This is a genomic window from Thermocaproicibacter melissae (assembly GCF_024498295.1).
GTDB lineage: Bacteria > Bacillota > Clostridia > Oscillospirales > Acutalibacteraceae > Thermocaproicibacter > Thermocaproicibacter melissae.
In genome coordinates this window covers 598,161-622,972 of record NZ_CP101827.1, presented here as the reverse complement: position 1 = coordinate 622,972, position 24,812 = coordinate 598,161, and the positions used below count along the sequence as shown (strand labels likewise).

Below are 24,812 nucleotides of genomic sequence, written 5' to 3'. Positions count from 1 at the left end.
TTAAGAGGCGGAAAACCGCCTCTTTTCTTTGCTCTGGAAGGAGATTATAAGAGTGAAAAAAAGGATGTTTCTTAAATCGGTAGCCTGTCTGTTGTGTATGCTTCTTACTCTTCAGACAAGCTTTTTTCATATAAATGTGTCGGCGAAAAGCCGAACAATATCTATGTATTACGATGGGTTCAAGTGGAAGAATAATTACACCTTTACAAATCCAGTCAACGGAAAAATTATGACTTTCCGCGCTGGCGAAGATATTACGAGGTTATGGTTCAAATCATTAAATACACCAGCATACTGTGTGGAACCGGGGGCATCTATTGCTTATGGAACAACATATAGCACGGGAGATGCAACATATTGGAACCGCCTAGGACGAGATAAACAGTACGGAATAAATCTAGCACTTCTTTATGGCTATCCTAACAATAGTAGTCTTTTTAGTGACCCATATTTAGGCTTTGCGATAACTCAAATTGTCGTATGGGAGTATGTCCTTGGTTATCGCAACCCCTATACCGGCGTGTGTTCGAACCGTTCACTGATTAATAATCTGTCAGCCCCAAGTGCGTATCAAAGCAGCTATATGAATGTTTATGAAGCACTAAATAATTCTCTAATACAAGCTACTGTAATTCCATCGTTCACTTCGTCAGTATTACGGACTGCGCCTACCTATACTCTGAAATATAACGCCAACACAGGTGCATATGAGACGACATTGCATGACACAAACTCTATTGCTTCACTTGAACAAACAACCTTTTCTGCTAACGGAGTTACTTTCACCAAATTGGATAATAAAACACTTAAAATTTCAACAAAGAACATTATCAATGAAACAGCTCCGATAAATGTTAGCTGTACTAAAAAAATACCAAAGCAATCCAAGGTTGGTGTAATCACAGTATGGTCTGCGTCATCTGCTCAAAATATTGTGACGGGAAGCAATCCACCCGACCCAGTTCCAGCTTATATGCGTCTTCAAACAGAATCGACTGGAAATTTGACAATTCGAAAACAATCAGAAGACGGAATTGTGTCCGGCATCGCGTTTACCGTCTCCGGCAATGGGATAACCAGGCAGGGCACTACAAATGCCTCAGGGCTGCTTACTATAACCGGTCTTCCGGTTGGAACATATACGGTACAAGAAAGCAGCATTCCAGCCAGGTATAATCAATTATCTTCTCAAGCGGTGTCAGTACGACCGGGGCAAACGACGACGGTTAATTTTAATAACACGCTCAAAAAAGGCCGCGTGAAGTTTGTAAAGAAGGATAGCTATTCTGGCGGATACCTTTCCGGTGCTGTTTACCGGATATTTAAGTCTGATGGAACCCGTGTGGCAGATGTTACTTCAGATGCGGGCCAATGGATTTATAGCCCCTACCTTACATACGGTAACTACTACATTGAAGAAGTACAAGCCCCAACCGGCTTTGCTCTTGACAGCAGTAAACATTCATTCTCGGTATCGCAAAGTGAGCAAGTAATTCCCCTTACGCTTGAAGATCATCCTTTATCCGACGTGTATCCAACTTTTGTTGAGCCGAATGCAACATATCGAAGCGGAACGGAGATAATTGCAAGTTATCTTATCCATAACAACAGCTATGCTGAACATACTTCTGACCGTCCCCTGACCGTACACTTTACGGCAAGCTGCGTGATAAATGGAGTCACGAAGGGCATTACCACTCACCAAAACAAAGTAGTTGTCCCACGAAGCAATGAAAACCTGACTTGGTTTAAGGTTAAAATTCCAGAGGGTGCTTCAAAAGTTTCATTTGTCTGCACAATAGATACTCCATCCGGTGTCGTGGAATCAAACACGAATAACAACACTGATAAGCAAGATATTACTGTATCTGCACCAGACAACTCACAAACGCCAAACACAAAATTTGAAAACACTCCAAATTACTTCTCCAGACCGGACGAGAAAGCGGATATTCCCACCGGCAATTATGCAACCAATGTAACCCCGAATGCTGTATGGCAGCAGTGGGTGTATGAAAATGGAACCTGGAGTAAAAAAACATTTGGCCTAACGCTTGTTGCCGATCAACAGGTTGTTCCTGACGTCAACGCTTTCTCCAGATTTCAATCCGGTGGTATTTGGCACATGAAATCCGGCTATGGACTGAGCCTTATGGTGAATACAAAAGCATCACAATATGACGACACGATTCTGCCGGATTCAAGCGCGTATGTGCTACCTCAGAGCGGCAACGCTTATTTTCCCGAATTCGGGTATGAACTTGCCGATGGCAAATATAGAACTCTGCAACTCACTGCTGCAAACAAGTTGGAATTCGTAGAGAATCCATATTCCATTACTATAACCGGAGAACACGACGGGCGGCGTATTCACTACACTCCCCTATGGTATCCGGATGGAAATTACACCATAAAAACCTTCTTATATGATTGCTGGACGCCTGCCGGGATGATAAGCCTGCAAAGCACTTTGAAGCCCATTGTAATCGGCGGTGACATTTATGATGACTGGTACATCAGTCATTTGCCATGACTGGTACGTAGAACATAAATAACTAATCATCAGGGACAACTCGGACAGTTTGTCCGACTTAGCCTGAAGCCGTTATCGAAAGATAGCGGCTTTTATTATTACAGATAACGCAATCATCTGGTTACTTCCAGTTGATAATATCTTTGTAAAAGGAGTTCTTAAAAATGTTCAATGAAGTAAAAAAGAAAATTTCGGCCCTGTACCCCAATGCGCAAGGAAAATCGCCTCATAACTTCAAAAAGATTACTTCCATGCGCCGAATGTTCAAAGACAACAAAGGCAATTCTGAGCTTGTCGCAGTAATTGCCCTGATGGCTGTCGTCCTGGTTGTCGCAGCAGTCGTTTTTCTGCCTGGAATGGAAGACTTTTTCCAGAATACGGTTGCAAAAGGACTAAAAACGGCAACTGAGAACATTTTCAGTTTTGAAGGCTGATGGAAATTATCAAGCTTATTTGCTTTTTAGTGGTGATTGGATATGCGTCAGTATTGGATATAATGACGAGAATCATACCACTACGGGTATATGTTTTGCTCCTGCTGACCGGGTTGATTCAGGTTGACATTTCATCAGTTAGCGGCCTCATTCTGACAGCAATTCCTCTACTTATCGCCGCCGCTATCCGTAATGATTTCGGCGGCGGTGACGTAAAGTTTGGGGCACTATGCGGATGGATTCTGAAAGGTACAAATGGCCTGGTTGGGCTTGCGCTTGGCTCATTTTTATGTATCATTGCAGTTCCAATCATCCGACGCTTCGTTCAATGGGACAAAATTCCTCTTGTACCGTTTTTGTCGGCAGGATGCGCTTCCATCGCAACAATACTGCTGCAATAAAGGAGATTTTTATGAAGATAGTGAAAAACAGGATATTTCTCGCTCTTATCTGCGGTGTTTTCGCTGTTCTATGTGTATTCGCATACACAACGACAATTAAGAGCGAGGCAAAAACGGTGCAAGTTGTAAAATTTACTTGCGCTGTTTCAAAGGGTGAGAAAATTGCGGATAACATGGTTCAAAATGTGACGGTCGGAGCATATAACCTATCCCCTGGCATTATTACATCGAAAGATGATGTGGTTGGTAAATATGCTGATGCCGACTTTGCGAAAGGCGATCTTATCCTTTCAAACAAAATCACAGACAGCATTTCAACCGCGCCCGACCGGCTTTCTATGCTCGACGGGACTCGTGTTGCGTATTCTGTGACAATAAAAGATTTCTCCGATGCTTTATCAGACAAGCTACGGAGCGGCGACATTGTTTCTGTCATAAAGAGCGACAAATCCGGCGCTGCAATTCCACCGGAGCTCACTTATGTAGAGGTTTTGACAGTCACGGACAGTAAAGGTGTTGATAGGGATCAAACAGATACAGAAGAAGAAAAAGATACGCTAAAAACTGTTACCTTGTTAGTTACACCTTCTCAGGCCGTACAACTTACCGAATATGAAGATTCCGGTGAGATACATTTTGCCCTGGTCTATCGTGGTGACAGTAAAACAGCACAAAAATTTCTAGATAAGCAAAGCGAGGTACTAAACGATGGAGCAGCTGATAGCAGTAACCGGTAATTCTGGGAAAACGGTGTTTTCTTTTTATTTGGCTCAGATTTTATCCAAGCAGGGTAAACGGGTATTCCTCGTTTCAACAGACAGTCATCAACCCGCCTTCAAAATGCTTTTTCCTGATAGAAAGGATAACGATGGTCGTTCACTTGGCCGCCTTCTCTCCCTCGCAACTATTGCCGAAGCAAACATCTTTAACAACGCACACACTATTAATAAAAACCTCATGCTTCTCAGTTATGCTGACGGAGAAACCGCACTGACCTATCCGGAGATTGCGAAAATCAATCTCGAATCACTGTTTCAACAGCTAAGTATAATTGCCGATATTATCCTAATCGATACTTCCACCCATCAGAACAAGATTGACAAATTTGCATTATCAAAATGCTCCAAACAAATTAGTATAGCCACAGCTGATGTCAAGGGTTATTACTACCGGCAGAATCATCCCAACCACGGTTGCGCATTGCAAGTGCTTTTTGTCAACAACCCGAATAACGCTCTTGCGGATGTGCTTAGTACCTACGATTCCCCGGTAACTGTGCTTCCCTATTGTCGGGGCCTATCCGGAATCTACAATGGAATCTGTATTACCGATATCATCCCTCCACGCAAATATCGCAAAACTCTGTATCGAATTGTAGGTGAACTGTTATGAAACGCAGCTATCAGCGCCGTGGAACCGATCCGAAATACCCGGAAATTCTAGCAACAATCCAAAAAGAGCAAAACGAAATCTTTTGGAAAATTAATCAGAATGATGATAACCAAGTAAACAAAAAAGAACTTATGCTGCCATACATAAAGAAATCGCTCTCTGACCATAAAATGCAGCTTACCGGATATTCGTCAGAGGAACTTGCAGAAAAGGTATACAATGACCTTCAGCGCTATTCGGTGTTAACTGATCCGTTGGAAGACGTGTTTGTGGAAGGAATATCCATCAATTCGTGGAATGATATCCGAGTAAAATTCATCACCGGCGAATCCATCAAAATTGACGGATTCAATTCCCCACAACACGCGATCGATATCGTGAAGCGATTGCTTCAGAAGTCCAATCAGACAATCGATAACGCCGTGCCGATGGCCGAGGCGAGCATTGACAATAATATACGCATTACTGCTCTCCAAACCCCACTTGTCGATCCAGATGTCGGAGTCGCCTGCTATATTCGAAAACTAAGTAAGCGTGTGTTCCGAGAACAGGATTATCTATCCGGAGACTTTGCATCAAGAAAGGAATTGCAGTTTTTGAAGATTGCTCTTCGCAGGGGCGTTTCAATTCTAATTATCGGAAAGGTTAATACCGGTAAAACAACCTTCCAGACCTATCTTCTCTCTGAAATGCCCGACGATATGCAGATCATTACAATCGAACAGGGCGCGAGGGAAATCTACCTAATCAAGAGAGATAAAAAAGGCGTTGTCAAAAACAATGTAGTGCATCTGTTAACACGTGAAAACGCAAAATATGAAGAACAGAACATCACACAGGAAAAGCTGGTAGAAAAGGCCCTACGCCTTAATCCGGATATTCTCAGTGTCGCAGAAATGCGTAACACGGAAGCATACGCGGCGCAGGAAGGCAGTCTTGCCGGAAATGTCGTCATATCAACCACACACGCAGGAAGCCCTCAGCAGGGACATGAGCGTGTTGCTGGTCTTTGTCGAAAAAAGTACCCAACTGATTATCACACAGCTATCATGCAGGCAAGACAGGCATTTCCTCTTGTGGTACATCTTCATAAGCTGGAAGATAACAAACGGCGAATTATGAATATTTCGGAATGCGTCGTGGAGAACGATAAAGCAGAATATCGCACATTATGGGAATATCAGATTGAGGCAAACGAGCAAACGTCTTCCGGTGTACGAATCAAAGGAAAGCATATACAAGTCAACAGTATCTCGAAATCTCTCATTGAAAGAATGAAGATGTACGGAATCACACGGGAAGAAATGGAGGAAATCCAAAAGTAAGTCGGACATTTTGTCCGAGTGAAAGGAAAACATCATGTGGATTTTTTTACTAATGGCGTGTATCGCCATTTTTTTCTGTATTCAGCTCTTGTTTGGGATTTCCATTCAGGATGTTCATGATTTATTTCATAACCGTAACAGAAAAACGTCACTGAAACGTCAGGCAACCCACAAGACAAGTTGGCTTATGGGTGCTGTCACCAGAATAAAAACGATGCTTTCCGCTACAGGTCAGCGGGGAAAATTCTATATGCTGCTTCTGGCGGCGCTTCTTCTTTTTATTGGTGGTCTTCTCCTCGGCGCAGTATCAGGAAACTATTATCTCGCTCCGGTGCTCGCTTTCGGGTTAGCTGCCGTTCCGTTCGTCTATCTGCGGTTCCAGTATCTAAAGTATCAACGGCTGCTGCTTGACGAACTGGAAACTGCACTATCCGTAATCTCCGTATCGTATGAACGAACAGAGAATATTCTTCAGGCTGTGGAAGAAAACATCGACAACATACAGCCCCCAATCCGTCAGGTTTTCACGGAATTTCTTTTGAGGGTTAAGTATGTTGATCCGAATATCGAAGCGGCCATTGAAGAAATGAAAACAAAAATCAACAACTCCGTATTTTACGAATGGTGCGACGAATTAAAGCGCTGCAATGGCAACCGAAATCTGAAGCAAGGACTACGTTCTTGTGTGAGTAAACTTACAAATATTAAGGTTGTTACGAATGATTTGAATACTATCCTATACCGTTCTCAGCGAACCTATTGGGAACTTGCAGCAGCATCAATCGGTGTCCTATATTTAGGTCTGAAAGTTGTCCCGGACAGCCTGCTGATTACACTTCCGACAACGCTTACGCAAATATTGGTCGCCGTCAATGGTTTGCTGATAGCCATAACGGCGATTATTGCGTTTCTTGAAACTCACAATATAAAATACGATCTCTAGAGGAGGGAAAAAATGAAATACATCTGGCTTGCGCTGCTGGCTTTTTTCTTGTTTGCAATGCTGTACTGCATCACAGCGATCGCTTTGAAAACACCCCCGTGGAAAGCAAGTCTCGCATACAAGCACACAACTAAAAAGAAATCTTCCGGTATTTTCAGCGGTATGGTGAAATGGCTTGCTCAATATGTTCCAATCAACAGATATAAGGAAACAGAAATTCAAAGAGCACTCACCGCCGCGGGCATGAAGGAAACTCCAAAGGAATATGTGGCGGCGGCCATTATTCCGTCTGCCACCGTACTCCTGCTTGCAATACCGGTTTATATCATTAATCCCCTTCTCTCGGTTATTCCCCTCGCATTTTCAATCTACTTGTATATCCATAAATACAACATTGCCAATCGTCAATGCGACAATCGACGGAGAGAGATTGAAAAAGAACTTCCGCGATTCGTGGACTATATGGCCAGCGAACTCAAAAGCGAACGGAATGTTCTGGAACTAATTGACTCCTACAAAGCAAATTACAACAGTCCTCTCACGGAAGAACTAGCCATTACCGTATCTGACATGAGGACAGGCAACCAGGAACAGGCTCTCCACAATCTGGAGACACGCATTAATTCTTCTATGCTTAGTGAGCTAGTGCGTGGTCTGCAATCAGAAATTCGTGGGAACGACATGAAGGCTTACTTTGATAATTTGGGGTACAAAATGGCCGATGCCTGGAAAGAACGAATAAAACAAGAGGCGCTAAAGAAAGAACCTAAGCTAAACATGATGTCACTGATGCTCTTTTTATGCGCTACGATAACCGTATTCATTATCCTTGGATTTGCGGTGTATTCATCGGCGTCTCAGATAGGGGGAAGTCTGTGATACATAAACTTTTGAAAGATAAGAGGGGCGGTGTGGATCAGTATGTCAGTGCGGTCATTGCTATGCTTACGCTGCTTGCGTTATTCGTTATGATTTCGGCTGGTATGAAAGCCATGAACGCCTACAATACGTTGAATGACTTTGGAAATGAGCTTGCAGTTACGGTCGGCAACGAAGGCCGTTGTTCCGGAGAGCGAGTATCCACACGTTACAATGAATTGGTCTCTGCAACAGGTATAACGCCGAATGTTGAATATACGGCTGAATATGTTGATTCGGAAGCACGGACAGTACAGTATGGCGACACGATTACGCTTCGGCTTTCGATGCAGACATCAATATCTGCGCTGAAAATATCCATCCCGATATCCCTGTCTATCACAAAATCCGTTACTTCACAGCAGTACTGGAAGTGATACGATGAAAACGTTTCTTTATAGACTCCGAGATAAAAAGGGAAGTGCAATGGTTTTCGGCATCGTCCTCTTTATTGTGCTACTGATGCTGTCCTGCGCGCTTTTTACTTATTCGGAACTGAAAATACGAACCGCATATCTTCGTAATACCGCGCAAAGAGTTCTAGATACCTGCACAGTGACCGAAGGACGGCGAGAAATAGAATCCTTCAAAAATGGTTCCGATTACACTCCTGCGCTTGATTCTGACATATTCAAAAAAAGGCTGCAAGATGCACTTGGAACCCAAAATAGCTTGACAGGGTATCAAAATGGAAAAGAAAAGTTCAAAATCTCTGATGTTGCTCTGACTTTCACGGAACATGAAATTAAAACCACTGTGCAATTCAACATACATGAGCCGTTATATCTTTTCGGAAAGGAGGTAACTGCACTTGACATTCCAGTAACACTTTATAGCAAGTTTAACTCAAAATGAAGGGAGAAACGATAAATGTTAAAAGCATGGGGAATCGGACGACTGGTCGCCGAGCCAACACTGAAAACTGTCCGGAAAAATGACACAGATTATAATGTCTGTGAGTTTCGTCTTGCCTGCCAGCAGCGAAAAGATAAGGTAGATTTCATCAAGGTGATGGCATGGCGAGGTATGGGTGATTTCATCTTCAGGAACGTTCATAAAGGTCAGAAAATATTCGTAGAAGGATTGTTGCACATTCCAGAATACGACAAAGAAAAAGGTCGTGCCGGCGAACCGTATATCGTCGTTTACAATTTTGAATTCTGCGATAGAAAGATTAAAAATCAGGACGCTGCCGATAATGAAACCGCTGAGCACCAAGAAGCGGAGGATTTGATTGACACGTTAAGCGCAGACGATTTAGCGGAAAGAGGTAATTCAGAATGCTAAAAGAAGAAATCAGAAAATTTGCAGACGGAGTAGCCGTCGATGAAAAGGACATTGCGACTGTTATCGGATACACTGACGACGCAGTTATTTTTGAGGATGATGCTGGCCAGATGTTCTTCCTCCCTCTCGATGAACCTCAGACGTTGGAGATTGGAACCGTTGAAAGAAAAGATAATTTAGTTCCAATCGAACAGGCCAATCCACCGTTAAGTGAAAAGATACTTACGGCGGTAGAGGAAGGACGGATATAGTATGGCAAAGCGAGCTTATCAGTCCCAGTCAACCAAACTGGAGGAAATGAAGCGGACATTGCAAAGTGTTCTCGACAGTTTTCAAGAAGACCCGGAAAAAATCGCTGAACTGCTTGCCTTCAAAAGCCGGTTTTGGAATTACTCTCTGAACAATACCATTCTGATAAAGAGACAGAATCCCTTTGCAACCTTTGTTGCCAGCCTGCATGACTGGAATCAAAAGGGATATCGAATTAAGAAAGGCGAACATGGAATCAAGGTACTCTTCCCTATCAAAACAGAACTTATCCCTCTTGGTGAAATAGATGGTAAACAGCGATACCGGCGTGTCGCTGACGCCACTCCCGAAGAAATGGAAAAGATCACGAACGGCGAACTGAAAACCGTGACATATACCAGGTACGGTATCGGCACCGTATTTGACATTTCCCAAACCGATTGTCCCGCAGAGGATTACCCAAAGTTTTACGATATGGGTTATTCCTCAAAGGAACATAAAACATTATACATTGCGGTAAAAAATTTCGCCGAACAAAAAGGAATCCCCGTAAAGGAAGAGGACTTAAAGTCAATTTCTTTGCGGGGTGCTTTTTATCCAACGGAAAATGTGATTCAAATCAATGATAAGCTCGATGATACGGAACGACTTTCAACACTCACTCACGAGCTTGGCCACGCTCTGATGCACAATAATCGAGAAGCGCGTCAGCTGCCTGAGTCAGTCAGAGAGTTGGAAGCTGATTCAATATCCATCATGCTTCAACAGTATTTCGGCATTCCCCTCACTGACTCCCGTAAACGCCATTTTTCCGAGAGCTATAAAGCCTGTACGGTTCTCAAAGACTTCAAATTGGAAGACGCCTTGAAAATTGTCAATACAACATATCAAGAGCTGCGTAAGGAACTGGAACCCATGATTCCAAAATCTCATTCCTATACGAAAGTACAGCAAAAAGAAACGGAAGCTGCGTATCAAAAAGCAAAATCGGAAGTACCAGATCACAGCACCCGATTTGCTTATGCAGATCGTAAAAAAGATGTACTGGATTACATCAAGCAAAATGTTTCAATCATTACTGTCGCACAGGCAATGGGTTTTACACCAGTTCACGTAGGTCGGTATTATACGCTAAAAGAGCACGACAGCGTGATGATATATCCGGAAACGAACAGCTTCTATCGATTCTCCAATGGGCGAGGCGGCTCACCCATTGATTTTCTTATGGAGTTTGGTGAGTATTCAAAGAAAGAAGCAATTGAAAAACTGAAAAACGAGTATACAAACGGCAGATTTGACGATATTCATACTGCCCCGCGGGAGCATACCGCCCCGGCTCCGGAAAAGAAGGAATTTATCCTTCCGGAAAAAGTCAATGGCAAATACACTCGCGTAATTGCCTATCTGACGAAAACTCGCTGTCTTGACCCTGAAATTGTAAAGCAGTGCATAAGCGACGGCTTGATTTACGAGGACAACAAGCACAACGTGGTATTTGTCGGCTTGGATGAATCAGGAAAAGCAGTATATGCCACTCGCCATACTACTCTCACTGATTCAAATTTTAAGAGGGACATTGCCGGGAGTCGTCAGGATATCGGATGGATGGTAAAGTCCAAGAATGCTGAAAAATTGTACGTTTGTGAGGCTCCCATTGATGCACTGTCAATTATGACCCTGTTAAAGATGCAAGGGCGTCCATTGGAAAAAGCATCATTCCTTGCTACCGGCGGCACTTGCAAAGATGCTGCTCTGTATTCCCGTCTACGCGCCAATCCACAGATAAAGGAAGTGGTTTTGGCCAACGACAATGACGAAGCTGGGCGAAAAGCCAACGAGAAGATATTCAAGACGTTGCAAAAAGATTTTCCCGGAATCCGGGTGAAGCAGATTACGCCCAATCCCGGCAAGGACATCAATGAATGCCTCTGTAAAAAGCCAAAAAAAGGAATTAAGTACGAACAGGAGGTGGAACGGTAAATGTCTAAAGTGCGAGAAAGCAAAAACAAAGTCCTAGTTGAAGCTCTTCTGAAGCAAAAGGGAAAAAGCTACGACGAGTGGCTTGAAGAGAAACATATCGATTACATTATGGAAAACGCTGACACGTTGCTGTCAGCCTTAAAAAAGGAGTAATGTATTATGAAAACTGGAATTTCTTCTCTTCTTTTGGCGGTTAATCCGATTAAAATGGCAGTTTCTATGCCGACTCAGATTCAGCAAACCATCAACAACATTACAGTAGCTGGTCAGATAGCCGGTGGTGCGCTGGCATCAATATTCCTTGTTGTTGCCGCAGTTCAGCACATGCAAGGGAGCGAAGAATCAATTCAGAAAAGCAAAAAGAAAATTGTGGCGATCATTGTCGGTATTGCTTTGTGTGCTGGATGCACGGTTATCAAGGGGTGGATTTCTAGTCTGATGGCATTTTAATATAAGGGGCCGGATTAAATCCGGCCCCAGCCTGTCGAAAAAGTCCAGTGAAAGCTGGGCTTTTTCGTTGTAAAATGGTAAAATATAGACAGGTGATGAAAGATGCTGGAACGGGAAAAACTACGCAGAGATGCAGTGGAATTTGTGAATACAGACCTATTGGTGCCGGGAAATCATCTGCTGCGAAAGATTGACAGCGCGGTAGATTTTAGCCATATTTATGATTTTGTAGAAGATTTGTATTGTGAGGGCAACGGTCGTCCTAGTGTGGACCCGGTCGTCCTGTTTAAGATTGTTCTGATCCAGCATCTGTACGGAATTCCCTCTTTACGCCGGACGATGCAGGAAATCAATATGAATATCGCGTATCGGTGGTTTCTGGGATATACACTGAACGAGGAGCTGCCGCATTTCTCCACTGTGAGTTACAATTTTAAGCACCGGTTCACAGAGGAAACCGTGGAGCAGGTGTTTTCGTGGATTTTGCAGGAGGCAAATTACGCCGGATATTTGGAGCCGGAAGCAGTATTTGTGGATGGGACGCATATCAAAGCAAACGCCAACATCAACAAAAAGATCAAAAAGGCAGTTCCTCAGGCGGCAAAGCGATATGCCTCAGAATTAATGGAAGAGGTTAACGCTGACCGGGAAGATCATGGGAAGAAGCCATTCGACAGTACTCCGAAACCGCCGAAGGAAAAAGAAATCATGGTGTCCAAAACAGACCCGGAAAGCGGGTTGTTCCAAAAGGGAGAACACAAGAAGTGCTTTGCCTACGAAGCACATACGGCCTGCGACAAACACAATTTTGTCCTTGACGTTGAGGTGACTCCGGGAAACGTACATGACAGTGTAGCATTTGACGCGGTCTATGGCAAAGTGACTCAACGGTTTCCTGAAATTGAAACGGTGGTGGCGGACGCCGCATACAAAACGCCGCATATCTGTAAACGGGTGTTTGACGACGGGCGGGTACTTTCCACAGCATACAAGCGGCCAATGACCAAAGCAGGAAATCTGGAATGGTGGAAGTATGTATACGACGAATATTATGACTGTGTGATCTGCCCGGAATATCAGGTTCTGCATTATGCAACAACCAACCGTGAGGGATACCGGGAATACAAAAGCCGGAGTTACATCTGCGAAAAATGTCCATTCCGTTCTCGCTGCACCGAGAGTAAAAGCTGTACGAAAACCGTAACGCGGCATGTGTGGCAGGATTATGTGGAGCTTGCGGAAGATATCAGGCACACACCGAAATACAAAGAGCTTTACAAAAAACGAAAAGAAACCATTGAGCGTGTCTTCGCCGATGCAAAAGTGAAATATGGGATGCGGTACACGCTCTACCGGGGCTTAACTCAAGTGACGAATTGGGTTAAGCTTAAGTTTGCTGCCATGAATCTCAAAAAGCTGGCAATGTGGAAATGGAGGGATGGCCATCCCTCCGGGTTTTTATTGATTTTACTTTGCTTATTTTCCTATCCTGCATATTATCAAGAGAACCCATCCTTCGTTTAACCGCGTTGGATGGGTTCTTCGACAATCTGGGGCCGGATTAAATCCGGCCCCTTTTTATGAAAGGCAGAAAACGTATGGATTTCAGAATTAAAATGCAGAAATTATTATCCCGAACTCCGGTGGTCATTGCACTTGCTGTGACTGTTTTTGTATTATGGATGCTTTTCTTTAACTTTGCTGGAACAATGTTCTGTCAGTTATTTACCAGTCTTCGCAGCAGCATACAGCACGGGGGCACTCCGGAAATGATAACTACGATGCCAAATCCGTTTCATTTCAATTGGCCGCGTTTCAAGTGGTGGTATCTAATCTGCGCTGTATTTGCCGCCGCATATTCTGCTCGTTTGGCTTATCGAATTAAGGCCAATTATACTCCCCTTTCGGCCAATCAGACAAAGGGAAGTCGTAGATTTGCGACGTTACGGGAATTGAAAAGCGAATTTCGGAGCGTTCCCGAAAAAGCACAAAGGTATGACGGCACAGGTGGATTTCCGGTATCTAGGTATAACGATAGAATCTTTATCGACGACAGCCCCGTCAATAACCTAATCATAGGCACGACACGAAGCGGCAAAACTCAGGCAGAGGTAATTCCGGCCATTGATATTTACAGTCGGGCAGAAAAGCAGGCCAGCATGATTATAGCAGACCCAAAAGGAGAACTTACTGCTGCCTCAATTGCAACATTGCAAAAGCGCGGATACAACGTGCAGGTGTTCGATCTAATGAACTTCATGGGCCTGTCATATAATCCCCTTCAGCTCGTCCTTCACACTTATTTACAAGGGGACACCGCGGAAGCACAGTTACTTGCAAATACGTTATCCTATATTCTGTTCCATGATCCCAACGCCAAAGATAAGACTTGGGAGAACTGGAGCATTGCACTGACAAATGCACTGATTCTTGCTGTTACGGTTGACTGCTGCAAAAAGGCAGATGAAACCGATGACATAGAAGAAAAGAAGAAATGGTACAGTAAAGTCAACATGTATTCTGTTGCCCGGCTTTTGGTCGATCTTGGTGAAACTGATAAGGAAGGGCGTAGCTCCCTTGATAATTTCTTTCTCAGTCGCGGTTCTAATGATATAGCTCGAATACAATATTCCTCTGTTGCATTTGCAACAGGGAAAACAAAAGGCAACATTTTTGCAAATACTCTCGCGCAGTTAATAAAGTTTACGATGGAGAAAGTCGCAAGAATGATATCCATGAACACGATAAATCTTGAAAATATCGGGTTCGATACGGAAAGACCTACCGCAGTTTTTCTAGTGCTTCCGGATTACGACAAGTCCAATCATTTTTTAGCGACGATTTTCATCAGTCAACTCTATTATGTCCTTTCCAAAAAATGTGCCATGATTGGCGGCAAGTGCTATCGTGAAGTCGTATTTCTTCTGGATGAATTCGGCAACATCACACCGATTCCGGAGATGGCTCATATTCTGAACGTATGCCTTGGCCGCAATATACGCTTCGATTTGATTATCCAGGCATATTCACAGATATATCATCTATATGGTTCAGAAGACGGAAAATCAATTATCGGTGCCTGCGGCAATCAGATATATCTGCTGACAATCGAAGACGATACCGCAAAACAGTATTCTTCCTTAATTGGAAACAAAACAATAACTGCATATTCTAGGAATGCGAAAAACAACCTGTCACTTAAGAAAAACATTTCTGAACATTCCGATACAAAACCCCTTCTGGATCACAACGAATTAATGGAATTAAAGCCCGGTGAAAGCGTTGTCGTGCGTGTTACAAAGCGGACGGATCTAAAAGGACGCAGCATAACACCAAATCCAATCTTCAATCATGGAGAAACTGCTCTGAAATATAGCTATCAATATCTGAACAATGATTTCCCAAACGCATCATTTCAGAAACTCAATCTCTCCTACACCTGTAAGCACAAAGGAATAGAAATACAAGATATCCTGTACTCCCCCATCACGAAATCAGAAGAGCTGCTTGTGGAAACCTCTTTTCCGGACGATCTTCCGCTAAATAAGAGATTAACGGACGGACAGCAAAATCTGATTTTACGCTTCTTCAAAGCAGAAAACTTCGATGAAAATACAATCGACTTCTCAATGACATTGACTCAGTTTGATAGTTTCCTTCAGGATCTTTTCGACCAACAGCAGATTTCTCAGAACACCTTTGACGATATTTATACGGTACTCAAAGAGGCGAAATGAAAGAGGGAACATCTTTATGAAGATAAGGAAATCGGCCCTGTCGTTTGTTTCATTATTAGCAATCTTATTATGCTCTCCGATATCTGTTTTTGCAGATACCGTGGACGCAAAGAAAGTTCTAAATCAATATCAATTCGAATCACACAGCGTTGGAGGAGATGTTGGCCGACAAATCGGTTGGGGCATTGTGACATTTCTTCATTGGCTGGTAAATAGCCTAGAAGATGTTATCAGCAATGTTAATTCCACACTTGGAGGCTTCTTTCAGTCAGCAGACATCACGAGCCTTCAAAATGAAAAAATCAGACCTCTTATTATAGCACTGTTGGCCATTGTGATTATGGCTATCGGCATCATGTATATTATCAAGCCCCGCGACCTATCGACTATCGTTGGAAATCTGATCATTGGCATGGTGATTATGGTCAGTGTGCCAACGCTTCTTTCCACCGCATACAGTTTAACAAATGATGCAATTAATTTTCTCGGCAGCACAAACGGAATTAAAACTTCTATTTCTGACCGAATTCTCGTTGATAATATCACAGATAACACACTGTACGACAATTCAGGATTCAAGGCACTGAAATACAAAAATGTGTATGCTCAACCTAAACATGATATATCGCAGATTACGAAGATTAATCCTACTGAAACAATTAATGATCCGGATAAAATGCAGCATCCGGATGTATGGAAGAATAAATTGACTACTGATCAAAATGGTAATCAAACATTAACGGCCCTATGGGATGGCAAGGTTGGGTTTGTTGGGATTCCTGCGTTGTCTGAATATTATTACCGGTGGTCAATTGATTGGTTTGCTATTATAAGTACACTGTTCATTACAGCTTTTGCACTGATTTTCAGCAGCGTAAAAATTGCTCGTATTCTCTATGAGCTTGTCATTCAACAGACTATGACGCAGGCACTCGCACTGCTTGATATTTACAGCGCACAGCGCGTAAAAAAATGTCTGCAAATGTTAATGGCCTCATTCATTACTTTGTTTGCTGTATTCTTCATGCTCCAGGTATACATCATAGGTACAGCCTATATTAACGCAAATACGAACAACTTTGTTCTTCGGTTGATTTTAATGATTGCGCTGTCTTGGTCGGTTATCGACGGGCCGAATCTATTTGAACAAATTTTCGGTATTGACGCCGGTGTGCAAAACGCCACCCGCACACTAATAGGAATGAAAGCAGCTGGCAGTATGCTTGCCGGGGGTATCGCACTTGCGGGCGGTAAGAGTATGATGGATTCATTAAAAACAAAAGGAATCATCGGCACAGCAAAAACAGCAGTAGGAAAAATTGGTGGTGCGGTCGGTGGAGCTAGTGGTATTGTCGCCGGACTTGGGCAAGGAGCTTTTGATAACCGTTCTCGCCTAACAGCCGCCATGACTGCGGCCACAGGCGGATCTGGAGCAGCTACAAATATTTCACAAGGCACCAAGCTGACTGACAGCTCTGGCACCGGGGGTGGTGTACCCGTTATGCACGATATGGATAATGCTGAGCAGACTCAACCAGGCAGCACCGCAATCCCAGATAATTCACCCGTTATTCCTGCTGCCACAGAGGAAAAGCAGGAAGGAAACACAAGTCAACAGGATACTTGGAACCGTGAAACGCTCGGAAGCGCGCTAAAAAGTCGATATACAAGAGGTGTTCAGAATACAAGTGCTGTACGTGCAGCAAGGCGTATGTATAACTTGACATACGGTAGCAGTTTAGCTCACGGCGATAAGAAAATTCTACGCGAACAGCTCGCGCATCACAAAATGCAGGAAAATCCACAGTTAAGCCATAGACAAGCTATACGAGACGCGAAGGCGGAAATAAAGGATATCAATCGAATGAATAGGAAAGGAGTCCAAAAATGACATATATAATACCAAAGCAGCTGAAGGAAGAAATGAAGCTGATTGACCGACCTATACGTCTATGGTGGAAAGACTTCTTGGCGCTGTGCGTATTACTTGGAACATTCCTAATGTTCAAAACACTAGTACATTCCTGGCTGATTGTTCCCTATTGGATTATCGCATCAGTCAGTAGTCTTTTTCTAATCCAGCCCGCACCAGGCAATCCCAAAAAACGAAATTGGGAAGCAATTATCTTGTATATAAGCAAGGATCAATATACGCATTATTCCATCAATCATGTTCCAGATATGAAGGTGAAAAAAGATGCTTGATAAAGAAGAACGCTTGAAATTAAAGCAACAGGAACGGGAATTTGAGGAAAAAGCTCGAAAAAACCGGGAAGAACTAAAAAAACTGAAGGCCGAGCAAAAGAAAGCAAAGAAGGAGCAACGAAAGAATTCAAAGATTGCGCGTAAAGCAGAAAAAAAGAAGGCCGCTGCAAAGCCAGCAAGTACGAACAAGATACTCTCCGTGTTCCCTATCCGTGATTATTTAGAGACAGAAGGATATTTCCTAACCGATGAAAAAAAGATTATCGATCTGTTTCAAATACAGGGAAGGTCATATTATGACGCCACGGATGAAGAAATCGAGAATATGGTGCTCAGTAACGCTCGATTGCTCCAACGCCTTTCGGATGATATTAAAATCATCAGTATGAATTACCCGACCAACACGAAGCAGCAACAAGAGTATATCAGCTATATGCTGAAAAGACCTGATCTTGAGCGTTACTCAGAAATGTTGCTGGAGAAGCTTGAAACGCTGCAAGCGCTGGAGAGGGATACAACAGACCGTCAGGCTTTTCTGATGGTTTTTGCGGAAAACAAGGGCCGCTACGAGGAAATCAAACGGATACTATCAGGCGATCCCTATTTCAATGTGCGGACAATCAGTCGTGAAAAAAAAGAAAACATTATTTTCCAACTAAATAACATGAATAAGCGTGTGAAAGTGTGAAAGGCAGGATTGTAATGGGACTGACTAAAAGGAAGGAAAAAACCGAAAAAGAGCTTTTCAACCCTGTACTGATTTCCAAGATTCAGCCACAGGGAAATTTGAAGCTTAACGATGAGCGTTATATCAAAACCGGTGACGGATATGTATCCTGCATTATGGTATATTCCTATCCGGGACAGGCGGGTGATTTCTGGCTGTCAAGGCTGATGAACATCGATGGAGTTTACTCCGTCCTTGATATCGCCACGGAAAACACCATTGACGCACAGGACGACATCATTCATTCCCTAAACGAACTGGAGGTACGCTACGAAAGCGCAAAGGATGACGGCACACGGATAGAAGCAGAACAGAATTACAAGCTGCTGAAAGATATGCTCACGGCTGTCAAAACCCAGGGTGAAGTAATTAAGCTGATTCAGTGTCGACTCTTTGTTGCGGGAAGGACAAAGCAGGAAGTCGATGCCCGCGTCGGAGAAATAATTGATGTCCTGGAAAGCGAGGATTTCAGATGTGCCGTGTTCCTAAATGAGACTGATTGTATGTATAAATCGCTTTTCCAGCCTTATCACAAACAGATTATGGAACGCAACAAACGAGTTGGGAATCCGCTTCCCGCCGTATCTCTGGCCGGAGGCTATCCGTTCAACTTTGAACAGTTGGACGATGCCTTCGGCTTTCCTATTGGAGTATCTTCTACACACGGAAATATTATCTTCGACCAATTTAAAAAGACCAATGTTCGCCTTTCCTATGATGCACTGATTATCGGTAAAAAAGGAAGCGGCAAATCGACGCTGATGAAACTCATGTTCAAAAACAACGGTATCATCGGCAACCACATTCGGCTTCTTGATGTCACAGGCGAATTCACGTCTCTCGCTCAAAGTCTGGGCGGGACAATTATTACGCTGGATGGCAGCTCCGGTATTATCAATTATTTGGAAGTTTTCCGCACGGCGGAGGATGAAGCAATCAGCTTTGCAAATCATCTGTCAAAAATGAATTCACTGTATAAATATTTATGTCCATCTGCGGATGAAGCAGAACGAAATGAGTTTGAGGAATACGTCCGGAAACTGTATGAAGTCAAAGGGCTCTGGCTCAGCAATTCAACTGAGCACCAAAAGATTACTGGGTTGCCTCCTGAAGTATATCCAACGTTTGATGATCTTTTGCAGTTGATCCGGAGCGATCTGTATGAAGATTATGAGCAGGGCAAGGTCAATCGAAACCTCTCCCCTACCAAATGGCGGCGCCTCGAAAATATTGAACTTGTGTTAACCAATCTGGTACACAGTTACGGAAAAATGTTTAACGGAAAAACATCTATCCCCGACCTGTCCGGAAAACAAATTATCGTTTACAATGTGCAAAATATCAGCACTTTTAAAGCGGAAATATTCAATGCGCTGCTGTTCAATGTCATGTCATTAATGTTTGACGATATGATTCGAATCGGCGTTCCGAGTAAGCAGATGTTTGAATCTGGTACACCGGTGTTTCAGATTCCGAAACTGCTACTGCTGGTGGATGAAGCGCATAAGTTCATCAACACAAAGAATCCACTTGCCCTAGATTACATGATTGGTATTGTCCGTGAAGGCAGAAAATATTTTACGGGCCTCACTCTGGCAAGCCAGTCCATCCGTGACTTTGCTCCGGAGAATGCGGACAGTGAAGCTGTGGAGCGTTTGAAAACGCTGTTTGAGCTTACACAGTACAAATTCATCATGCAGCAGGAGGCAAACTGTAAGGAGTTGTTGCGCTCCATCTTTGGCGACCAGTTAACAGAATCTCAGCTGAAGCAAATACCGAAATTCGGGCAGGGCGAATGTTTCCTTTCGACCGGCGAAGATATTCTCCACACTTATATTCAGATTACGGAAAGCGAAAAAGCTCTGTTCAAAGGTGGTGCCTGATGTGACCGCTAAAATTAAATGGCTGAAGAAGCGGATGATTGAAAATATCAATTTCACTTATCGGATTTTTCTATCGACTACTACCATCCTGCTGGCAGTGTGTTTAACAAGTAAAATGTGGTTGCCGAGTGATGTTCCAATCCAAAACACTCCTATTGGAACAACTATCAGCACAACCGAAGGTATTGGCTTGTGTCTGCAAAGCTGGCAGTATAACCCTTCCACACATTTCATGGAGGCTGCATTCACTTATCCGAATTCAGACGATTACCAGAACGTAAAATTCTTACCGACAGCTCATACCGATATAAACAAATCAAAAGCTTTGAATGTCACGGTCGCCTATGAGCACAATGGTTATCTTGTGATTCAAATCCAAAATCTCCCGCAGAATTGGAATGTTGTATCATTGTGGATTGACAGTCAGCAAGAACAGACCGTCGATGTAATTCAGACAGATTCAGACCTCATTATCGACAACAACAGTCCAACGGAAGAATTCAATCAACAGGGTGCAAACTTCCTTTGTGATGCTCGAAAAGTTGTCCGTAACACTTCCCTGAAATCGCAATCGACATTGTACTACTCGTTGGAATCTATTGATAATGAGATTGCAGCAGTGCAAGCGAATATCTCTCAGACGAACAAAAAAATTGCTTCGGCCAATCTATCCATTCAGCAGTTGACGTCTGATATTTCTGTACTAACTGAAAATCAGAAATACCAAACTGCGGATGAGGTGAAGCAATCGAATGATACCATTCAATCCAAAAAGACACAGATAAATAATCTTAAAAATAACATTGCTCAATTCCAGTCAGATATAAAAAATTATGAGCTGAAGATTCAAAAACTCAAACAAAAATGGAACGACACAAAGAATGGCAAGTATCAAGACGCAGGCACAGGTGTTGCAAAATCTACATTAGATTCAACATCTTCTGCATCACCAAAATCGGCTGTTAGTTCATCGGAGAAAGTGATAGTCGATTAAAAAGAGGGACAAAAACTATGCACCAATCATGCACATTCTATGCACCAAAATATGCACATTTCCCTCAGTCTATGATATCACCGATTCGTCAGGCTTTGCCTGACCTATCACGCAAGTGATAGCAGAATCCCCTTATGCTCTTTACCCCTAAGAGGGCGCGCCGCAGCGCCGCCCCCTTTCGGGGTAAAACCGTCAATCCCCGTGTGGGGCCACCTAATGAAAAAAGAACGAAACAGGGTGAAAACATGAACATAATGGTTCGCGGTATTGACCCGGCGGCAGTCAAGAAAATTGACGAGCTTGCAAAGAAACAGAATATCTCTCGTAATCAATTTCTCGCATCGTTGATAAACAACTATGCTGCACTGGAGGAGTTCAAAAGTTATCAGAGTCAGTATGAAACCGTAATCAAACAATGCCTGCAAGTGATTCAGCAAAACAGTCATATCGAGGAAAGGTTATTAAGATATTTGGAGAGTGAGGACAATGAAGACACGCAAAAATCTGTATTATGATGAATCTACACTCGACTATATTCAGAAGTACAAAGATGAACATCATCTGCCAACCTTGACAGCCGCAATCGCTTCTATCGTTGACGAGCATCGCCACCGGAATGATATTGATACAACAGAAGTTGTCATTCAACATATTGCAAGAAGGGTAGCCGAACTGTTGGACGATAAGCTGACTCGAATCCGTCTCGGCGTCAACAATGCTGACCGGAACAGCGACATCATTATCATGCTCCTGAATACTCTACTCGGATATCAGGAGCTGACATCACTCATTACGGAGGATACTCCGCAGCTCCAAAGAGCAAGAGAAATCGAAAAAGAACGCATCCAAAACTTCCGGGAAAAAAAGCTCGACCGGGAAGCAAAAAAAGCGAACAAGACACCGGAAATTATTCCAGATGAATTGATTATGGAGTGAGGTGAGCAGCCTTGCCGGACAAAGTAACTCCCGGAGTTGTGTTTACATCAAAGTATGTATTCTCTGAGAAAAAGTATGCGGAATATATCAATTACATTGACCGGTCGGAAGCTGTCCGGAACGATGCCTATCCCCTGTACTCCGTGTATGCCGACTATATGGACGACCCGAAAAAGCAGCATCAATTCGACTCATGGTCGGATCACACTTCATCCTTATTTACGGCAACAAAAGACCAACTAACAATTGAAGAAAAAAAAGAGCTGAAACAACAGTTCCAAAAAGCACAGAGAAATGACAGCCCCATGTGGCAGCAAGTAATCAGTTTCACAGATGAATTTCTAGAAAAAAACGGGTTATTTGACCGTGAAACAGAAACACTTGACGAAGATAAGATACGCGAAGTAACTCGCCGTGCAATGCAGGAAGTCTTGAAAAGTGAGAACATGGATGGCTCCGCCATCTGGAGCGCGGCAATCCACTACAACACAGATAACATTCATGTTCATATTGCAATTGTCGAACCGGTTCCGACGCGCAAGCGCAAAGAATTTACTATGACGGATGAACACGGAAACAAAATAAAAATGGAACAGTTCAAAGGCAATATGAAGCCACAAACATTCGCTAAAGCAAAGTCTAAAATCGTCAACAACATTGTCGATCGTTCCCCGGAACTGACAAAAATCAATGACATCATTCGGAACAGAATTGTTGCGGAAAAGCGTAACCGTAATTCTTACCGTGACGAACAGCTGCGCGGTCTATTCTTGAATATTTACCGGCGGCTTCCTGTTCCTGAAGATAAACAACTCTGGAAATACAAGATGAATGCCCTCAGCTATATCCGGCCTGAAATTGATAACTTTACCCGGACATACATAGCCATGTACCACCGAAGTGACTTTGAAGAATTGAAGAAGGAGCTTGCAAATCAGGAGGAATTTCTGAAAAGCGTCTACGGCACAGGAAAACAAGAGCTGTATAAGAACTACGCCAAAACAAAAATCGATGATCTCTATACCCGTATGGGTAACGCTCTGCTTCGGGAATTACGGGAATTTGATAAAACCATCCAACCGAAAGAGAAAAACACGGATAAAGAAAAAGTGATACCGAGCAGAAGCTCCAGCGTAATATACAATCTCAAAAAAGCGCTGAAAAAAGAATATGGCCACATTAAAAATCAGGTTGCATACCTGGAGTTGCAGCGCGAGATTGAACACGAACAGGAGACGGTAGACCGTGCGTAAAAAGGTTATTGCAAAAATAGTAGTATGCCTCTTGCCAATAATATTCGTATTGCTAATTGCAATTATTATTTCTGTTACCTTCGCCAGCGCATTATCAGACAGTGCGACAGCAGCTACAAATTATAATTCTGATAGCATAGGATCCGGTGGGTTGTCGGAAAATGTTCTAGCTTATCAAGACGAGATAAGTACGGCCTGTGCTAAGTATGGAATATCCGATTATGTTGCTCTGGCGATGGCAGTTATGCAGCAGGAAAGCGGTGGTGTTGGAAGTGATCCTATGCAGTGCAGTGAGTGTCCGCTGAATACACGGTATCCACAAACGCCTGGAGGCATTACGGATGCGGAGTATTCCATCGATATCGGGATTGCATACCTGGCAAGTTGCCTAAAAAGCGCTGGGTGTACTTCCCCATCCGATATTCCAGGAATCAGCCTCGCTCTTCAAGGATACAACTTTGGCGGCGGCTATATTGCATGGGCGCAAGAACGCGGCGGATATTCACCTGATAACGCCGCTGAGTTTTCTTCCATAAAGGCTGCGGCAATGGCATGGAGCGGTTACGGCGATCCTGAGTATGTAAGCCATGTATTACGTTACTATACTGTTATACCCACAGGCGCTCTATTTGGGCTGCCGCTTCAAGCTGGGACTATCTCCCGTGGATGGGGTCGGGACGGTGATGAATTTCACAAGGGAATCGACTTTGCGGCTCAGTACGGCACAAAAATATACGCTGCTGAATCCGGTACAGTAACATACGCTCAGTATGGTTCTGCTCCATACGGTGGTTATGGAAATGTGGTCGTCATAAAGCATGATGATACATATACTACGCTGTATGGCCACTGCTCGAAGCTGTTGGTCAGCGCCGGACAAACCGTAAAACGTGGACAAGTTATTGCCCTGGTAGGCAGCACTGGCGATAGCACCGGAAATCACTGTCATTTTGAGGTTCGGGTCGCTGGGGATAGAGTTGATCCAGCAGCATATCTAGGAATTACGGTGAAGTAAAGGAAATAAGTCACGAGCTAATGAGCAAGAGAAAAATTTCTCTTATTTGCACTACAATAGCAATTTTTGCAAAAAAATTGTTGACATAATTGAGGTCAATGCTATAATAATATCAGTGGATAGTAAAAGCTATCTACTGTAGCTTACCAG

General features: G+C 43.3%; 26 protein-coding genes and 1 pseudogene. All 27 read left to right on the top strand.

What is annotated here, in order from left to right; all coding sequences use genetic code 11:
- Positions 1-52 precede the first annotated feature (52 nt).
- The 27 genes and pseudogenes from NOG13_RS03180 (at position 53) to NOG13_RS03050 (ending at position 24,662) form a co-directional block, all read left to right on the top strand.
- Positions 53-2,533, top strand: a complete 2,481-nt coding sequence (locus NOG13_RS03180; RefSeq protein ID WP_283110841.1) for a DUF8195 domain-containing protein — start codon at positions 53-55, stop codon at positions 2,531-2,533.
- A 164-nt stretch (positions 2,534-2,697) separates the two neighbouring features.
- Complete coding sequence (locus NOG13_RS03175; protein ID WP_283110840.1) at positions 2,698-2,967, top strand: hypothetical protein; 270 nt, start codon at positions 2,698-2,700, stop codon at positions 2,965-2,967.
- Complete coding sequence (locus tag NOG13_RS03170) at positions 2,967-3,368, top strand: prepilin peptidase (RefSeq protein ID WP_283110839.1); 402 nt, start codon at positions 2,967-2,969, stop codon at positions 3,366-3,368. The genes NOG13_RS03175 and NOG13_RS03170 overlap by 1 nt, the downstream gene beginning before the upstream one ends.
- A gap of 11 nt (positions 3,369-3,379) precedes the next feature.
- Entirely contained in the window at positions 3,380-4,105 is a 726-nt protein-coding gene (cpaB, locus tag NOG13_RS03165; RefSeq protein ID WP_283110838.1) for a Flp pilus assembly protein CpaB, read from the top strand.
- On the top strand, positions 4,077-4,760 hold the full coding sequence (locus tag NOG13_RS03160) for an AAA family ATPase (protein WP_283110837.1): 684 nt from the start codon (positions 4,077-4,079) through the stop codon (positions 4,758-4,760). The genes cpaB and NOG13_RS03160 overlap by 29 nt, the downstream gene beginning before the upstream one ends.
- Positions 4,757-6,085: an ATPase, T2SS/T4P/T4SS family gene (locus tag NOG13_RS03155; RefSeq protein ID WP_283110836.1), complete on the top strand. Its 1,329-nt coding sequence runs from the start codon at positions 4,757-4,759 to the stop codon at positions 6,083-6,085. Before NOG13_RS03160 ends, NOG13_RS03155 begins: the two co-directional genes overlap by 4 nt.
- Positions 6,086-6,335: 250 nt before the next feature.
- A complete protein-coding gene (locus tag NOG13_RS03150) occupies positions 6,336-7,028 on the top strand; it encodes a type II secretion system F family protein (protein ID WP_283110835.1) in 693 nt (230 codons plus the stop codon).
- A gap of 12 nt (positions 7,029-7,040) precedes the next feature.
- A complete protein-coding gene (locus tag NOG13_RS03145) occupies positions 7,041-7,907 on the top strand; it encodes a type II secretion system F family protein (protein WP_283110834.1) in 867 nt (288 codons plus the stop codon).
- Positions 7,904-8,323 (top strand): DUF4320 family protein, encoded by a 420-nt coding sequence (locus NOG13_RS03140; RefSeq protein ID WP_283110833.1) that lies wholly within the window; start codon positions 7,904-7,906, stop codon positions 8,321-8,323. The genes NOG13_RS03145 and NOG13_RS03140 overlap by 4 nt, the downstream gene beginning before the upstream one ends.
- A 4-nt stretch (positions 8,324-8,327) precedes the next feature.
- Complete coding sequence (locus NOG13_RS03135) at positions 8,328-8,801, top strand: hypothetical protein (RefSeq protein ID WP_283110832.1); 474 nt, start codon at positions 8,328-8,330, stop codon at positions 8,799-8,801.
- 15 nt (positions 8,802-8,816) lie between these two features.
- The gene (locus NOG13_RS03130) at positions 8,817-9,233 is read left to right on the top strand and encodes a single-stranded DNA-binding protein (protein WP_283110831.1); all 417 of its coding nucleotides are present in this window, start codon (positions 8,817-8,819) and stop codon (positions 9,231-9,233) included.
- Positions 9,227-9,484 (top strand): hypothetical protein, encoded by a 258-nt coding sequence (locus tag NOG13_RS03125; protein WP_283110830.1) that lies wholly within the window; start codon positions 9,227-9,229, stop codon positions 9,482-9,484. Before NOG13_RS03130 ends, NOG13_RS03125 begins: the two co-directional genes overlap by 7 nt.
- A gap of 1 nt (position 9,485) precedes the next feature.
- Positions 9,486-9,698: pseudogene (locus NOG13_RS09495) on the top strand (hypothetical protein); the annotation flags it as partial.
- A 258-nt stretch (positions 9,699-9,956) separates the two neighbouring features.
- Positions 9,957-11,462, top strand: a complete 1,506-nt coding sequence (locus NOG13_RS03115; RefSeq protein ID WP_283110828.1) for a DUF3991 domain-containing protein — start codon at positions 9,957-9,959, stop codon at positions 11,460-11,462.
- Positions 11,463-11,615, top strand: coding sequence for a hypothetical protein (locus NOG13_RS03110; RefSeq protein ID WP_283110827.1), 153 nt, complete (start codon positions 11,463-11,465; stop codon positions 11,613-11,615).
- Positions 11,616-11,621: 6 nt separating this feature from the next.
- A complete protein-coding gene (locus NOG13_RS03105) occupies positions 11,622-11,912 on the top strand; it encodes a hypothetical protein (protein ID WP_283110826.1) in 291 nt (96 codons plus the stop codon).
- Between the two features lie 102 nt (positions 11,913-12,014).
- The gene (locus NOG13_RS03100) at positions 12,015-13,436 is read left to right on the top strand and encodes an IS1182 family transposase (protein ID WP_283109454.1); all 1,422 of its coding nucleotides are present in this window, start codon (positions 12,015-12,017) and stop codon (positions 13,434-13,436) included.
- A 56-nt stretch (positions 13,437-13,492) separates the two neighbouring features.
- Positions 13,493-15,649, top strand: coding sequence for a VirD4-like conjugal transfer protein, CD1115 family (locus NOG13_RS03095; RefSeq protein ID WP_283110825.1), 2,157 nt, complete (start codon positions 13,493-13,495; stop codon positions 15,647-15,649).
- Between the two features lie 16 nt (positions 15,650-15,665).
- Complete coding sequence (locus NOG13_RS03090) at positions 15,666-17,540, top strand: pLS20_p028 family conjugation system transmembrane protein (RefSeq protein WP_283110824.1); 1,875 nt, start codon at positions 15,666-15,668, stop codon at positions 17,538-17,540.
- Positions 17,537-17,854 carry a DUF5592 family protein gene (locus NOG13_RS03085; RefSeq protein WP_283110823.1) on the top strand — a complete coding sequence of 106 codons (318 nt, stop codon included), beginning with the start codon at positions 17,537-17,539 and terminating at the stop codon, positions 17,852-17,854. Before NOG13_RS03090 ends, NOG13_RS03085 begins: the two co-directional genes overlap by 4 nt.
- Positions 17,847-18,542: a TraC-like domain-containing protein gene (locus NOG13_RS03080; RefSeq protein WP_283110822.1), complete on the top strand. Its 696-nt coding sequence runs from the start codon at positions 17,847-17,849 to the stop codon at positions 18,540-18,542. Before NOG13_RS03085 ends, NOG13_RS03080 begins: the two co-directional genes overlap by 8 nt.
- A gap of 14 nt (positions 18,543-18,556) precedes the next feature.
- Complete coding sequence (locus NOG13_RS03075; protein ID WP_283110821.1) at positions 18,557-20,464, top strand: VirB4 family type IV secretion system protein; 1,908 nt, start codon at positions 18,557-18,559, stop codon at positions 20,462-20,464.
- Between the two features lies 1 nt (position 20,465).
- The gene (locus NOG13_RS03070; protein ID WP_283110820.1) at positions 20,466-21,458 is read left to right on the top strand and encodes a hypothetical protein; all 993 of its coding nucleotides are present in this window, start codon (positions 20,466-20,468) and stop codon (positions 21,456-21,458) included.
- A gap of 134 nt (positions 21,459-21,592) precedes the next feature.
- The gene (locus NOG13_RS03065) at positions 21,593-21,973 is read left to right on the top strand and encodes a hypothetical protein (protein WP_283110819.1); all 381 of its coding nucleotides are present in this window, start codon (positions 21,593-21,595) and stop codon (positions 21,971-21,973) included.
- Positions 21,945-22,394 (top strand): hypothetical protein, encoded by a 450-nt coding sequence (locus NOG13_RS03060; protein ID WP_283110818.1) that lies wholly within the window; start codon positions 21,945-21,947, stop codon positions 22,392-22,394. The genes NOG13_RS03065 and NOG13_RS03060 overlap by 29 nt, the downstream gene beginning before the upstream one ends.
- Before the next feature lie 11 nt (positions 22,395-22,405).
- Positions 22,406-23,647: a MobP2 family relaxase gene (mobP2, locus tag NOG13_RS03055; protein ID WP_283110817.1), complete on the top strand. Its 1,242-nt coding sequence runs from the start codon at positions 22,406-22,408 to the stop codon at positions 23,645-23,647.
- Entirely contained in the window at positions 23,640-24,662 is a 1,023-nt protein-coding gene (locus NOG13_RS03050) for a peptidoglycan DD-metalloendopeptidase family protein (RefSeq protein WP_283110816.1), read from the top strand. The genes mobP2 and NOG13_RS03050 overlap by 8 nt, the downstream gene beginning before the upstream one ends.
- Positions 24,663-24,812: the final 150 nt, after the last annotated feature.

Coding starts and splice junctions, on each gene's coding strand:
- NOG13_RS03175 (WP_283110840.1), top strand. CDS start 2,698: ATGTTCAATGAAGTAAAAAAGAAAATTTCGGCCCTGTACCCCAATGCG.
- NOG13_RS03170 (WP_283110839.1), top strand. CDS start 2,967: ATGGAAATTATCAAGCTTATTTGCTTTTTAGTGGTGATTGGATATGCG.
- cpaB (WP_283110838.1), top strand. CDS start 3,380: ATGAAGATAGTGAAAAACAGGATATTTCTCGCTCTTATCTGCGGTGTT.
- NOG13_RS03160 (WP_283110837.1), top strand. CDS start 4,077: ATGGAGCAGCTGATAGCAGTAACCGGTAATTCTGGGAAAACGGTGTTT.
- NOG13_RS03155 (WP_283110836.1), top strand. CDS start 4,757: ATGAAACGCAGCTATCAGCGCCGTGGAACCGATCCGAAATACCCGGAA.
- NOG13_RS03150 (WP_283110835.1), top strand. CDS start 6,336: ATGCTGCTTCTGGCGGCGCTTCTTCTTTTTATTGGTGGTCTTCTCCTC.
- NOG13_RS03145 (WP_283110834.1), top strand. CDS start 7,041: ATGAAATACATCTGGCTTGCGCTGCTGGCTTTTTTCTTGTTTGCAATG.
- NOG13_RS03135 (WP_283110832.1), top strand. CDS start 8,328: ATGAAAACGTTTCTTTATAGACTCCGAGATAAAAAGGGAAGTGCAATG.
- NOG13_RS03130 (WP_283110831.1), top strand. CDS start 8,817: ATGTTAAAAGCATGGGGAATCGGACGACTGGTCGCCGAGCCAACACTG.
- NOG13_RS03125 (WP_283110830.1), top strand. CDS start 9,227: ATGCTAAAAGAAGAAATCAGAAAATTTGCAGACGGAGTAGCCGTCGAT.
- NOG13_RS03115 (WP_283110828.1), top strand. CDS start 9,957: ATGGGTTATTCCTCAAAGGAACATAAAACATTATACATTGCGGTAAAA.
- NOG13_RS03110 (WP_283110827.1), top strand. CDS start 11,463: ATGTCTAAAGTGCGAGAAAGCAAAAACAAAGTCCTAGTTGAAGCTCTT.
- NOG13_RS03105 (WP_283110826.1), top strand. CDS start 11,622: ATGAAAACTGGAATTTCTTCTCTTCTTTTGGCGGTTAATCCGATTAAA.
- NOG13_RS03100 (WP_283109454.1), top strand. CDS start 12,015: ATGCTGGAACGGGAAAAACTACGCAGAGATGCAGTGGAATTTGTGAAT.
- NOG13_RS03095 (WP_283110825.1), top strand. CDS start 13,493: ATGAAAGGCAGAAAACGTATGGATTTCAGAATTAAAATGCAGAAATTA.
- NOG13_RS03090 (WP_283110824.1), top strand. CDS start 15,666: ATGAAGATAAGGAAATCGGCCCTGTCGTTTGTTTCATTATTAGCAATC.
- NOG13_RS03085 (WP_283110823.1), top strand. CDS start 17,537: ATGACATATATAATACCAAAGCAGCTGAAGGAAGAAATGAAGCTGATT.
- NOG13_RS03080 (WP_283110822.1), top strand. CDS start 17,847: ATGCTTGATAAAGAAGAACGCTTGAAATTAAAGCAACAGGAACGGGAA.
- NOG13_RS03075 (WP_283110821.1), top strand. CDS start 18,557: ATGGGACTGACTAAAAGGAAGGAAAAAACCGAAAAAGAGCTTTTCAAC.
- NOG13_RS03065 (WP_283110819.1), top strand. CDS start 21,593: ATGCTCTTTACCCCTAAGAGGGCGCGCCGCAGCGCCGCCCCCTTTCGG.
- NOG13_RS03060 (WP_283110818.1), top strand. CDS start 21,945: ATGAAGACACGCAAAAATCTGTATTATGATGAATCTACACTCGACTAT.